General features: G+C 41.7%; 11 protein-coding genes and 1 pseudogene. 6 read left to right on the top strand and 6 right to left on the bottom strand.

From position 1 onward, the window contains the following. Positions 1–157 precede the first annotated feature (157 nt). Positions 158–511, top strand: a complete 354-nt coding sequence (locus AC504W_RS06255) for an STAS domain-containing protein (RefSeq protein ID WP_096582946.1) — start codon at positions 158–160, stop codon at positions 509–511. A gap of 176 nt (positions 512–687) precedes the next feature. Here AC504W_RS06255 and AC504W_RS06250 read toward each other — a convergent pair whose 3' ends face one another. Both AC504W_RS06250 and rpsF read right to left on the bottom strand, forming a co-directional pair. Continuing rightward, positions 688–1248 (bottom strand): Npun_F5560 family protein, encoded by a 561-nt coding sequence (locus AC504W_RS06250; RefSeq protein ID WP_096582948.1) that lies wholly within the window; start codon positions 1246–1248, stop codon positions 688–690. Positions 1249–1456: 208 nt separating this feature from the next. Beyond that, on the bottom strand, positions 1457–1789 hold the full coding sequence (gene rpsF, locus AC504W_RS06245; protein WP_096582950.1) for a 30S ribosomal protein S6: 333 nt from the start codon (positions 1787–1789) through the stop codon (positions 1457–1459). A gap of 359 nt (positions 1790–2148) precedes the next feature. Here rpsF and AC504W_RS06240 point away from each other — a divergent pair, with 359 nt between their 5' ends. Further along, positions 2149–2922 carry a fumarylacetoacetate hydrolase family protein gene (locus tag AC504W_RS06240; protein WP_096585579.1) on the top strand — a complete coding sequence of 258 codons (774 nt, stop codon included), beginning with the start codon at positions 2149–2151 and terminating at the stop codon, positions 2920–2922. Between the two features lie 64 nt (positions 2923–2986). Here AC504W_RS06240 and AC504W_RS06235 read toward each other — a convergent pair whose 3' ends face one another. Both AC504W_RS06235 and AC504W_RS06230 read right to left on the bottom strand, forming a co-directional pair. Then, positions 2987–3463: a Tic20 family protein gene (locus tag AC504W_RS06235; RefSeq protein ID WP_494876826.1), complete on the bottom strand. Its 477-nt coding sequence runs from the start codon at positions 3461–3463 to the stop codon at positions 2987–2989. Between the two features lie 80 nt (positions 3464–3543). Next, positions 3544–3741, bottom strand: coding sequence for a hypothetical protein (locus AC504W_RS06230; protein ID WP_494876824.1), 198 nt, complete (start codon positions 3739–3741; stop codon positions 3544–3546). Positions 3742–4381: 640 nt separating this feature from the next. Between AC504W_RS06230 and glyA the strand changes: the two genes are divergently transcribed. From glyA to AC504W_RS06215, 3 genes and pseudogenes are all read left to right on the top strand, one after another. Then, positions 4382–5665 carry a serine hydroxymethyltransferase gene (gene glyA / locus AC504W_RS06225; RefSeq protein WP_494876823.1) on the top strand — a complete coding sequence of 428 codons (1284 nt, stop codon included), beginning with the start codon at positions 4382–4384 and terminating at the stop codon, positions 5663–5665. A 169-nt stretch (positions 5666–5834) separates the two neighbouring features. Continuing rightward, on the top strand, positions 5835–6881 hold the full coding sequence (locus AC504W_RS06220) for a glycosyltransferase family 4 protein (protein WP_096582956.1): 1047 nt from the start codon (positions 5835–5837) through the stop codon (positions 6879–6881). 65 nt (positions 6882–6946) lie between these two features. Further along, positions 6947–8198: pseudogene (locus AC504W_RS06215) on the top strand (competence/damage-inducible protein A). Between the two features lie 68 nt (positions 8199–8266). Here AC504W_RS06215 and AC504W_RS06210 read toward each other — a convergent pair. Further along, complete coding sequence (locus tag AC504W_RS06210) at positions 8267–9766, bottom strand: hypothetical protein (RefSeq protein WP_494876821.1); 1500 nt, start codon at positions 9764–9766, stop codon at positions 8267–8269. A 150-nt stretch (positions 9767–9916) separates the two neighbouring features. Here AC504W_RS06210 and AC504W_RS06205 point away from each other — a divergent pair, with 150 nt between their 5' ends. Beyond that, a complete protein-coding gene (locus tag AC504W_RS06205; RefSeq protein WP_494876820.1) occupies positions 9917–10717 on the top strand; it encodes an LmeA family phospholipid-binding protein in 801 nt (266 codons plus the stop codon). Between the two features lie 310 nt (positions 10718–11027). Here AC504W_RS06205 and AC504W_RS06200 read toward each other — a convergent pair whose 3' ends face one another. Continuing rightward, positions 11028–12476, bottom strand: a complete 1449-nt coding sequence (locus AC504W_RS06200; protein ID WP_494876818.1) for a sensor histidine kinase — start codon at positions 12474–12476, stop codon at positions 11028–11030. Between the last annotated feature and the right edge of the window lie 102 nt (positions 12477–12578).

Below are 12578 nucleotides of genomic sequence, written 5' to 3'. Positions count from 1 at the left end.
AAGATAAATTATACGGCATGAATACGTAAACGTATAGTATCGACTTACAACTGTGAGTTCACAATACCTGTGAATCAGCAGTTTTTAACCGTTGAAACCGTGCAGTATTGATGTCAATTTTCATCTTTTTCAGTAGTTCAACTACCCAGATAAATACATGACTATCGCACAAGAATTGCAAGTGGTTTTATTCAAACCCCAAGGTAGCATAGACTTGGAGGGCGGTATTGCTCTCAGCCAAACTATGGCAGAAGTAGTACCCCAACCTGATCAACTTTGGGTCATTGACCTGGCAGAAGTAGATTTCATGGATAGTTCTGGTTTGGTTCCGTTAGTCAAAGCACTGACAACTGCCCGTCAAAGTGGTTGCCGTTTAGTTATTTGTAATGTCAAAGCTCCTGTAAGGTTAATTTTAGAACTGACTCAGTTGGATTCAGTTTTTGAAATTTTTAACACTTACGAGGACATAACCAATATTGTCAGCACACAACCTTTGACACTAGCAAACTAGTCTCTAATTATATTACTAAAAATTGTTAGTGTTGGCCAAAAGCAATTATCTTTTTTACCATTAATAATTGATTTTCGTGATGCTAAGACTCAGTACTTTTGCAACTTTGGTAAATTACAAATCTGACTGAGAAAAAGCTCAAGCATTGAGAGCCTGTAATTGCAGGCTTTATTTTTTTAAGCATTCTGCACAGCAGAAACGTTGCCTTGTCCAGTGACGGGGCGAGGAAAGTTAGGTAAGTCAATACCGCTGTGACTGGAGGTGCGAGTTTTGAGCGCTAAACGGTAACTTACGCTTTGTAGTTCAGCTTGCAGTTTGCGATTTTCTCGTTGCAAGATTGCTACTTTCTCCCTAATTGGAGCCATCCGTTCCTCAAATTTACGACGATAAATTTGCGGTAATTCTTGTACTACCTGCTCCAACATCCGACTGCGATCAGTTAACTCTTGCACAGACTGACGCAGTTGATAAATTTCTGCATCACGAGTAGCAATTTGCTCTTGATAAAATGTTACCTGTTGCTCAACAGCTTGTAATTGTTCTCGTAACGCCTGCAACTGACTGAAGTCGCGTTCAGTTTCAGAACGCTGGGGCATAAAATTAGCATTGCCCTTAACCAGCCGAAAGAGTTCTTGAGATAACTGTTGTACTAATTGATCTCGCAGTTGCAACTCTTGGCGTAATTGCGCGGCTTCTGTAGAGAGAGCTTGGATGTTGGGTATGTCAGTTTGGCTCACAGTGGCTTGCAGCTCCCATTGACGAATCTTTTCTCATCTTAGGTATAACGGCGATCGTACTGCCTTTGGCAAGTACTTGTTAATTTAGCATTCCCAACCGAAGCAGAAAAAAGTCAAAGGTAAAAAAAAATTTTTGTTTTGCTGTAGTTAGTACTGAGTTTTGAAGTACAAATACTCATTACTCAGTACTATGTAATCAACAATGTCCCTAGGCAGTTACGGCAACTTTCTCTTCTGCTGCTTCTGCTCCTGAAACTTCTTGCTTAATGGTTAAGTAGCGAATCACCTCTTCACTTAATCGCATAGCACGTTCTAAGGGAGCAATAATATTTCCCGGCCCAGTGTAGTTCATTTGGATGTAGATTCCATCCCGTTGCTTTTTAATTTCATAAGCAAGACGACGCTTACCCCGATTTTGAATTTCAATATTCTCGGCACCTTGGTCTTGAATCAAGGTTTGGTATTTAGCTACCGCTTGATCTACCTGTTCGTCAGTAAGGTCAGGACGCAGGATATACATTGTTTCGTAAACTGTGGACATGAGTTGAAAATCTCCTTTTGGACAAGGTGGCTGCCAGAGTGAAATTATACAAAGATTCCTAGAGAATATCCGTACATTTAAACATCTGAAGCAACAAGGAACTATAATCTTACCAGTTTTTTATATGAATCATCAGCAAAATCTGCCAAAATGCGGACTTTAACTAAAAGTTACTTTATAGGTAAATATTGTGCGATCGGGAATTCAGCCTTTGGTAAACAACAGCAAATTAATTGAACTATTGGCTGAACCAACAGGTATGCTTCCCAAAGGGAGTTTATCAACTCCTGATTCTCATTGCTGAAGATTCTCCGCACTCACGGCTCTTAATTGCAGACAATAAGGATATTATCAAGGTTATGGCACAGCGCTATGTGCGAGTTCAAAATCCAGAAGGCAAAGTTTATTATGGTTTGCTACAGCTATCTCTAAATGTGCAGGTGCTGGATGCGCCACCTTGGTTACAAGGACAACCGACAGATTTAGTTTTAGCACCAGATAGTTACCAAATTCTTTCCCCTTGCGCTCCCTCAAAAATTGTGGCAGTAGGTAAGAATTATGCAGACCACGCAGCGGAGATGGGAACACCCGTACCAAGTGAGCCATTAATTTTTCTCAAGCCGCCAACATCAATTATTGCTACTGAGACCGAAATCAAGTATCCACATCAGTCTCATAGAGTTGATTATGAAGGTGAATTAGCTCTAGTGATTGGCGATCGCGCTTGTGACTGTACTCCAGAAGAAGCCCAAACCAAAATTTGGGGTTATACAATTGCTAATGATGTCACAGCGCGAGACTTACAACAAAAAGATGGTCAATGGACTAGAGCTAAGGGGTTTGATACCTTCTGCCCCTTAGGCCCTTGGATCGTCCGGGAATTGAATCCAGGTGCAAGATTGCAGACTTTTATCAATGATGAGGCAAATCCTGTACAATCTGCTGGGATTGATCAAATGGTCTTTTCTCCTGATGTTTTGGTATCTTACATCAGTAAAGTTATGACTCTGATCCCAGGAGATGTGGTACTCACGGGTACACCCTTGGGGATTGGCCCCTTGCACATAGGCGATCGCATTCGGGTAGAAATTGAAGGCATTGGTCGTCTAGAAAATAGCATAGTAGGCCGTTAAGCAGTGCTGAGTGCTGAGTCACAAAACTAGTCTCTAGCCTCTGTCCCCTAGTTCATGCGTCCAGTTACCGAACCTGCATATAAACAGCATCGGAAATTGCGGGAATTTCTGCATAACGGCCCAAAAGAGACTGGACGACTGAATATGCTACTGCGGCTACGATACCGATAAAAATAGTGCTATACAGAGTTTCGATCGCAAAGCCACTACTAGGAATTTGCCCCAAAATACCAGTCAAGATGCTACACAAAAAGATCACAATGTCTAAAAGAATTGCTTGCATGGTGTTAAAACGAATAAAATGGGAAATTTTTTCGTTTCTGACGACTAGTAACCATAAAGCAAAGAAAATAATCAGTCCGGCAAAACTAATACTGTAATAAAGACTGATTAACGGCATCAAAGGTAAAAACAGTAATTGCAACACAGGAAATTGTGTTAGCAAAAATTTACTAAACATAAAAACCTCAATCAGAGGTAGCAAATAAGGTAAACAAGCAAAAATGCGATCAGAAACGTTTGTAGAACCACGCCAAGCCATTTTACGTTCTCCTGTGGCAGAATTTTCAGAGTTACTTGAGCCTAGGATAACGCAGTTGTTTAGTTTCCCAGAAGCAGCAATTATCGGATCTCAGCAATCCGAAAGCCCATAATACACTCATACTGCTCTGGCTGTTGTTCGGTAAGTTTGCGAATAGCTTGACCACAATGCAGTTGACCGCCACGCCAACGAGGTTGACCACTCCTGTCAGCAAGTAAACAAGACTGGCAAACCTGCTCAGGAGCAAGGATTTGATCATCCATTAAAATGACTAACATCCAAAGGCCTCCCGTAAATCCTCAAAACAATTCGATGTGTTCAGGGGAGAAATTCATTTTTGGTATCTAAGAGCAGCTAGTGGCAGAATTGACATCTGCTAAACATCACAGCAATTTTGCTCTTTATTAGCTACGAAATGAGTTTGTACATCTGCTCTAACGTACTTTTTGACCAAAATGACGCTAGTAAGCAAAAATTTCCCAGTGAACTGTAAATTTATTGTATGTTGAGTCTCTTGGAGATAGAGTTATGGAGTAATAACTCATACATAAATTTTTACACCTAGTAGAAAAAGTCTGAAGTGTAAAATCTCAAGTATGAAATGAAAAAAACAGCCTCATCAGCTTTTTGGCGATTTTGGATTGTCTCTCTCTTTACACTGCGGCTTACTAGATTGATTCGGGTTGGCGTTCTCTTGACAAGTATTAATTTCAGGTTCCCGAAAGAGCTTTATAATAATTAACACATTAATGGGACTTAATCGGGCTGGGATCTAAAGTAATACATTTGAGTTACTACCAATATTGAATAGTCAGCAGTCAAAAAATCTGGCAATGAAAACATTTGACTGCAAATTATTACTTTGAAACTAGGTTCCAAAAAACACCATTGTGCAAATTTCCACTAAGGATAGTGAAAGTGACTAGGACTAATTCAGATTTTCTTGCTGCTTCTGATCCCGCGATCGCTGGATTAATTAACGAAGAACTCCAGCGTCAACGCGACCACTTAGAGTTAATTGCGAGTGAAAACTTTACATCTGCGGCTGTACTCGCTGCTCAAGGTTCAGTTTTAACTAATAAATACGCCGAAGGTTTGCCTGGTAAACGTTACTATGGCGGCTGTGAATTTGTCGATAAAGTCGAGCAAATCGCCATTGACCGAGCTAAACAAATGTTTGGTGCGGCTCATGCTAACGTCCAACCCCATTCCGGCGCGCAAGCTAACTTTGCAGTTTTCCTGACTCTACTAGAACCAGGCGACAAAATCATGGGGATGGATTTGTCTCATGGTGGACACCTAACTCACGGTTCGCCTGTCAACGTTTCAGGTAAATGGTTCCAAGTTAGTCACTACGGTGTAAGTAAAGAAACAGAACAACTCGACTACGACCAAATTCGAGAGCTGGCGTTAAGGGAGCGTCCCAAGCTTTTGATTTGTGGTTACTCTGCTTATCCTCGGATCATTGACTTTGCCAAATTCCGCAGCATTGCTGATGAAGTTGGTGCTTACTTACTAGCTGATATTGCTCACATCGCTGGTTTAGTGGCTTCTGGCTTACATCCCGACCCCATTCCTTACTCTGATGTTGTCACTACAACGACTCACAAAACCCTGCGTGGCCCTAGAGGTGGATTAATTTTAACTAAAGATGCAGAACTGGGTAAAAAGCTGGATAAATCAGTTTTTCCAGGAACACAAGGTGGGCCTTTAGAACACGTAATTGCAGCTAAAGCCGTGGCTTTTGGCGAAGTTTTAAAGCCGGAGTTTAAAACATATTCTGCACAGGTAATTGAAAATGCCCGTGCTTTAGCAACTCAACTACAAAACCGAGGCTTAAAGTTAGTCTCAGATGGTACTGATAACCATTTGATGCTTGTAGATTTACGTTCAATTGGTTTGACAGGTAAACAAGCAGATCAACTGGTTAGCGGTGTCAATATTACGGCTAACAAAAATACTGTACCTTTTGATCCCCAATCGCCATTTGTTACCAGCGGTTTGAGATTAGGTTCTCCAGCAATGACAACTAGAGGGTTGGGAGTTGCAGAATTTACCGAAATTGGCAATATTATTGCCGATCGCCTGAGAAATCCCGAATCAGAAACCGTCGCAGCTGATTGTAAACGCCGAGTAGCTGCACTGTGCGATCGCTTCCCCTTATACTCACACTTGCAAATTCCTGTACCAGCACTAGCATAAAGTCAAAAGTTAAAGGTAAAAAGGCAAAAGAATGATTGGTTTTTACTTTTGCCTTTTACCTTTTGACTTAAAAATCTTCTGCTGATAAAAGCCGAAAATGTAGTAGATATTAGGTAGAACCCTCCCTCGGCAGAGTTTTGTCTTAACCACTACTTAATTTAAAATACAGATGCCTGCTCAGATTTATCATCTGATCGCCTTTCTTGTGGCCGCCGTAGTCGTTCTCTGGACTACACCTGATGTTAAAAATATTGGTATAAAAAGTGGAACTGTAGATAAACCTGGTGGTCGAAAAGTCCATGAACGCCCAATGGTACGTCTGGGAGGAGTGTCTATCTTCGCAGGTACTTTCGCTTCTTTGCTAATTGTCTGGTGGTTAGGTGGATTTGGCAATTTGCCCCCTGACAAAGAATGGCAAATTTGGGGTGTCGCCATCGGGGGTCTGGGCTTTTTTCTCATTGGTTTAGCAGATGATTTATTAAATCTTTCTCCCTTGGGACGGCTGCTATTACAAATTATCGTTGCCGCTGGTGCTTGGAAAGTCGGTGTCAGTATAGACTTCATTACGATTCCCACAATTGGCATAGTTGACCTGAACTGGTTCAGTTTGCCGATTACAGTAATTTGGCTAGTGGGGATGGTCAATGCTATCAACTGGATTGATGGTTTAGATGGTTTAGCGGCTGGTGTGTCGGGAATTGCTGCTGTTGTCATGCTGTTAGTGTCTTTGTTTATGAATCAACCAGCCGCAGCTCTAATAGCCGCCGCCTTAGCTGGTGCAGCACTGGGATTTCTTCGATATAACTTCAACCCCGCCCAAATCTTTATGGGAGACGGCGGGTCTTATTTTATGGGATTCACCTTAGCCGCTGTAGGTGTAATTGGTTTGGTGAAAATTCCCGCTTTTACAGCTGTAATTTTGCCTTATTTAATTTTGGCAGTCCCGATTTTGGATATGTCAGCAGTCATTTTGACCCGCATTCGTCGTGGTAAATTGCCTTGGGTGGCAGATAGATGTCACTTGCACCATCGATTGTTACAAGCTGGTTTATCCCATCGCTGGACGGTTTTATTTATTTATACACTCACACTCTGGGTTGGCAGTTTGGCGTTAGCTATAGCGGGTATCCCCAGTGGTATTGCTTACGCTTTTGGTACAACTTCGCTGTTAACTTACACTAGCTGGCGAGTTTGGAAACACTCTCAGCAAAAGTAAAAACTAGCAAGGTAAAAGAAATACAGTAGTATTAGTATTTTTCTTTTACCTTTTGCTTTAATTACATGAGTGCAGAAATTATTTGTGTTGGTACTGAATTGCTGCTAGGAGATATCCTTAACAGTAATTCTCAATTTCTTGCCCAACAATTAGCGAAACTAGGGATTCCTCATTATTATCAAACGGTGGTCGGAGATAATCCCGAAAGATTAAAGCAAGTTATAGAAATTGCTATTTCTAGAGCGAATATTTTAATTTTTACTGGCGGTCTCAGGCCCAACACCCGATGATCTCACTTGTGAAACCATCGCTGATTTTTTTGGCGCGCCTTTGATAGAACGCTCAGAAATTATCGAAGATATTACTCAGAAATTTGCTCAACGCGATCGCGTTATGAGTCCCACCAACCGCAAGCAAGCTTTAATTCCCCAAGGCGCTGAAGTGTTACCTAATCCTACAGGTACAGCACCAGGAATTATTTGGCAACCCCGTCCTGATATTACTATTTTTACATTTCCCGGTGTTCCCAGCGAAATGCACCGGATGTGGCAAGAAACAGCAGTACCATTTCTGCAAAGCCAAGGCTGGGGTAAAGAAATTATTTATAGCCGGAGTTTAAGGTTTTGGGGGATTGGTGAATCTGCTTTAGCAGAAAAAGTCTCTTCTTATTTCAATTTACCCAACCCGACAGTTGCACCTTACGCGGGCAAAGGAGAGGTAAGACTACGAATTTCTGCCAAAGCAAATTCCGAAGCAGCCGCCGAGGAATTGATTGCACCAGTTGAGAAGCAACTCAAAGAAATTGCTGGGTTGGATTGTTATGGTGCTGATAATAATACTTTAGCTTCGGTAGTTGGTGAATTGTTGCGATCGCAAGAGGAAACAGTATCAGTAGCAGAATCTTGCACTGGCGGTGGATTGGGGCAAATGTTTACTGAGATTGCTGGTAGTTCTGATTATTTTTGGGGCGGAGTAATTTCTTATGACAACTCAGCAAAGATTCGACTATTAGGGGTGAACCCGAAAGATTTAGATAAATTTGGGGCTGTTAGCGCTACGATTGCTGAACAAATGGCGCTTGGGGTGAAAAACCGCCTGGAAACTACTTGGGGGCTAAGTATCACGGGAATTGCTGGCCCTGGTGGGGGAACAGAGACAAAGCCTGTAGGTTTAGTTTATATCGGTGTCGCCGGGCCGAATGACGAAGTGAAAAGTTTTGAGTATCGCTTTGGCACAATTCGGGAACGCTGGTTTATTCGACATTTAAGCGCTTGTACAGCGCTGGATTTGCTGCGGCGGCGGTTGTTGACGAAGTAGAGAAAGAGGCGATCACAATTCACAAGCGATCGCTTCTGCAAATAGCACAAATGCCTATTTTTACCAATTTAATTGATGGCTACCTGCATAACTTCTATGCTTTCAGCATTCAGCAATTTTTGATTAATCATTTTTAAAACTTTAGCCTCCTCTGGCGTAATTACTCCATCTAAATTAGCTATTTTTTGACATTGCGCTAAAAGAGGTATAGCAAAATCACTATTAATTTGCTCAAGGAGCGTTTCTAAAGATGGTGGCGATTTTATGTGAGATGTAATTCCATCTATGGATGCAGGGCTAATATTAGCTGCTTGTAATTCTGGTAAAATATCTTCCCAAGATTTATCAGGATTGCCTGCTAAGACAATGTGAACCAAGATTTGATCCATAATTTGTTCTTGAGAAATAGCAGCTTCAAGATATTTTTCACTTTGTGCCTGAGCAGTTATTAGAATAGCCTCAAAAGTTAACGGATTTTGCTTTGCTTCATAAAACTGACAAGCTGCATAACCAAGTGCATAAATCATTACTGCATTAGAACTAGCAGCAATGACTGCTCCCGCCACTGGCAGATTTCTCAATAAACCCAAACCTGCTTTAATGGCTGTTTTTCCACCTAAACCTAAACCAAAAATTGCTACTGCTTCCCCTTTACGCTCTGAGTCTTTTAAATCCATACCATAGGCAGCAGCGATTTGATAAACTAACTCTACAGATAAGGCGGCAGTAGCAGCCCAATCAACTACAAACATTGCTGCTGCTTGTCCTGGCGCAAGGCTACTAACAAGACCACTTCCTCCTGCTATAACAGCTTTTTCTAACATGAGGTGATGGGAAATCTGGGCTGGGTTCTCATTAGGGCGTTCTTGTTGTAATTTTCTCACAGCAGCCTCGGCTTTAACTACATCAACCTGTTCAATTAAAGGATTCAGCCAATCGTAATTTAAAGATTTTATTGCTGCCTGTAATTGGGGATTATTCCCAACAATTACTAATGCTTGCCCTGCTATTTGGGTTGCTTGCAAAGCTGCGCCACCAATTGCCCCGCCAATACCTACAGCAGCACCCGCAACGACCTGCCCTGCTTGAACAGCAGCATTTCCCACTGCTCCAGCTGTTCCTGCTACGGCTCCAAAGAGCGATACGAAAAAAGATGGTTGTGATACTGATAATTCACTATTAGCTGTTGTTTGAGTAATTGCCGATGAAGTTTGAATATTTGCTTTAATTACTGATAAATCCAACTCAAATTCTTGTTGCCAATCGGGTAAATCTTCTCCTGTTTCTAGCCCATATATTTTGACTTTTTTAACTGATTCAATTCCCAAATTTGTCAATTCTTTCTGAATTACTGGGACTAATAAATTTTGTTCTGGAACTTTGGCTGATTCCAACATTACTTGTAAGTAATCTTGTTTAATATTAGTTTTTGCTGTGATATTAGGTAGATTTAACCATTGCATTAATAATGTATTAATCGCATTCGTATCACCCTGTTTAGCCAGTTCCAAAATATTTAGCTGTGTCATAATTAGGCGGGAATACTGTACTTGGTTAAGTATTCCCATAAGCAAATTGTATGTAACATATATGACATCTGTCTATTAAACATCAGTCATTCCAAGTCAGCTTATCAGTACAATCAATCTGTAGAGACTTGCTGTATCGTTCACATTTTGTTACAAAAGTACAAAGAACTTCTAGAGACCCATAACCAAATGTTCGGCGGACTAACTGGTTTACAAGATCCTAAAGGCACAGACTGGGGTGAGCGAATGCTCAACACAGTTGCCAGCCAAACGATTCGCCATTTGTTTACCCAAAGCGAGTCAGTAGAAGTCTTGGTACGCTGCTATCCCTCCAGCAAGTTGTTGCAAGGCAGCATTGATAGCTTCAAAATGAATGGTCGTGGCTTAGTCATCCGTAGAGATTTTGCGGTAGAGGAGATGTCTTTTGAGACGGATGCGGTTGCAATTGATTTTGGTGCGGTATTAAGTGGCAAATTGAATCTCAAGCAACCTACCCAAGCGATCGCTCAAGTAGTATTATCCGAAGCAGGCATTAACCAAGCCTTCAAGGCAGAACTAGTCAAAAAGCGTCTAGTGAACCTTGATATACCTGCCTTAGTAGAATTATCTGGTGGTAAACCAGTTTCTTTTCCTGAAATTCAAGTAAAACTATTGCCAGAAAATCGCCTACAGATTTTCGCAAAAGCTGATTTAGATACGGACGAACTCGTACCAGTAAATATGACAGTCTCCATCGCTGTAGAACGGCGGCGACGGATTTCTTTTAAGAACCCCCAAATAGACCTTGAGCAAGTACCAGAAGCGCAACAAGAGACTTCCCGAACCCTTAGCATGGTACTAGCAGAGATTTTAGATAATATGGTCGATTTAGACCGCTTCGACCTTGATGGAGTAAAAATGCGACTCAACCGTTTAGAAACTGAAGGGCAAAAATTAATTTTCAGTGGATATGCGGAAATCGAACGTATTCCCCGTAGTGGTGGGAGTTAAGTATGAGATTTTCTAACTGAATATTTTAAATTTTGCACCAGCTAGTTTATTGTGATTAAAGTCAGTTGGCCAATGCTAAAAAGTTTTGCAAACCCTGATTTTTGCCGTATAGATATTAAACTGTTTGCAAAAGTCTCTATTTGCGCCTACCCTGCGGGACACCCTCTTGGCGTTAGCCTCTCCCCTTGGGAGAAGACCGCGCTACTTTAGCGCAACTACGTCTGTCTATGCGCGAGATAAAAAATATTTATGTTAAGAGGTCTATTATCCAACCTACTGGACTAACTGCGATCGCCTGACTATTTTAGGACTAATTTTTCCTAAGTTCTAAATTTTGCTGATGGCTAACTTCCAAAGGCAAGAAAATCGTTAATACCTCACCATATTGCGGACGTTGGCGGACAATTAGCTTTCCGCCAATTGCTTGGAACAGGTGTTTAGTTGCATTTAAATTCAAACTAATCGTTCCTGTTTCTGGTTGAAACATTAACAATTGACCCAGAGCTTTACGAATGGGTGGCGTGACAAATGTATCTGCTGCATCTGTGTCTTGACACTGAAGTTGCGGCGATAACTGTAGCTTGAGTTGATCTCCAGCCGGGATTACCTGCACTTGAATATGGCTACCAGCAGGTAAGCTGCGGGTAAAATTCTCCATCAAACCTGTGAGAACCCGATCCAACATTGTCGGATTACTGACAACCGTGGGAAGTTGTTGCGGTACTACGACTTCTAAGGTGAGGTTACGCCGAGTTGCTGCTTGTTGCCAACGAGGAATGCTCTGTTGCAGAACTTGATTGAGAGACATTGGTGTGAGATGAGTATTAGCAGCTTTCGTTGCAGCACAAGTTTCTAGTTCTGCCGCTTTGAATAGCAACTCCATACGGTCAATTTGCTCAGTACACTCATGATCAATAATTTTTAAGCGATCGCTCACACCAGCAGGTAAGTCCCGTCGCTTGAGTAGTAAGCGAGTCATGGTGCGAATAGTCGTTAAAGGTGTGCGAACCTCATGAGCAAAGGCTTGGAGCAATTCTACATCGGGGACTGGATGTGGAGAAGTAGGGATTGGGGGTTGGGGATGAGGTATACTTGTTGCCGTTTCCCAGTCTTTACTGACTTCTGGTTCTGGAAATTCCTGAAGTAACAACTGGCTAAACTGCATAGCAATGCGATAATCTGGCGCTACTGGGGAATACTGCTGAACTAAAGCATCGAGTTCCGCACAAAAATCAGGATTAGTCAGCATTACCCGCGCTCCTATAGCTCGCCATGCTTGCTGAACTATCTCTGGTTCAAAGGAAAATGAAAATATTTTGTTGCCATTCTTCCGTTCTGCTAAAACCAGCACTAATCTGAACTTATCTGTAAATACCAAGCAAAATTGCTCTGCTACTAGGGGATCAGCAGGTAGTAAGGGAAGGACTGCTTCTTGGAAAGAATTTTCTTCTACTACCGTCGCTGTTGTGGGCATTTGAAATGGCATTAAAGCCAAGGGGTTAAATGGCTTGGCTGTAAAAGTCACCGTCTGCAAGTTTTGAGTTAATGCTGGTTGACTAAATAAAGGTGCTGGTGCAGCTAATACTAATGCTGGTGTATTAGCAGGAGAAATAATTCCTAAAGTCTCAATTAATAAATGTTCTGTTGCTGCTAAACTCATACGCCACTGTCGCTCTGCCTTGGCTGGTGAACATTCAGCCATAGTTGATTGACTTTCGGCTAAAACTTCACTCAGACTTGGCAAGATCCATTCGTACACAGGTTTTCACCCCTTGGTTGCAGAGCGACTAATAAAGTGGAAAAGTAATATTGCACTACTACTTTAGAGGTTATAGTTATTTGTGTACGAGCAACAGTAGTA

This window comes from Nostoc sp. C96, from assembly GCF_059384975.1.
This window is presented reverse-complemented; position numbering and strand designations above follow the sequence as displayed.

What these genes read in the sequence shown, in the direction of transcription:
- AC504W_RS06230 (WP_494876824.1), bottom strand. Translation starts at nt 3,741, where the DNA reads ATGTTAGTCATTTTAATGGATGATCAAATCCTTGCTCCTGAGCAGGTT.
- AC504W_RS06205 (WP_494876820.1), top strand. Translation starts at nt 9,917, where the DNA reads ATGTTCGGCGGACTAACTGGTTTACAAGATCCTAAAGGCACAGACTGG.
- AC504W_RS06240 (WP_096585579.1), top strand. Translation starts at nt 2,149, where the DNA reads ATGGCACAGCGCTATGTGCGAGTTCAAAATCCAGAAGGCAAAGTTTAT.
- AC504W_RS06210 (WP_494876821.1), bottom strand. Translation starts at nt 9,766, where the DNA reads ATGGGAATACTTAACCAAGTACAGTATTCCCGCCTAATTATGACACAG.
- AC504W_RS06255 (WP_096582946.1), top strand. Translation starts at nt 158, where the DNA reads ATGACTATCGCACAAGAATTGCAAGTGGTTTTATTCAAACCCCAAGGT.
- rpsF (WP_096582950.1), bottom strand. Translation starts at nt 1,789, where the DNA reads ATGTCCACAGTTTACGAAACAATGTATATCCTGCGTCCTGACCTTACT.
- AC504W_RS06235 (WP_494876826.1), bottom strand. Translation starts at nt 3,463, where the DNA reads ATGGCTTGGCGTGGTTCTACAAACGTTTCTGATCGCATTTTTGCTTGT.
- AC504W_RS06220 (WP_096582956.1), top strand. Translation starts at nt 5,835, where the DNA reads ATGCCTGCTCAGATTTATCATCTGATCGCCTTTCTTGTGGCCGCCGTA.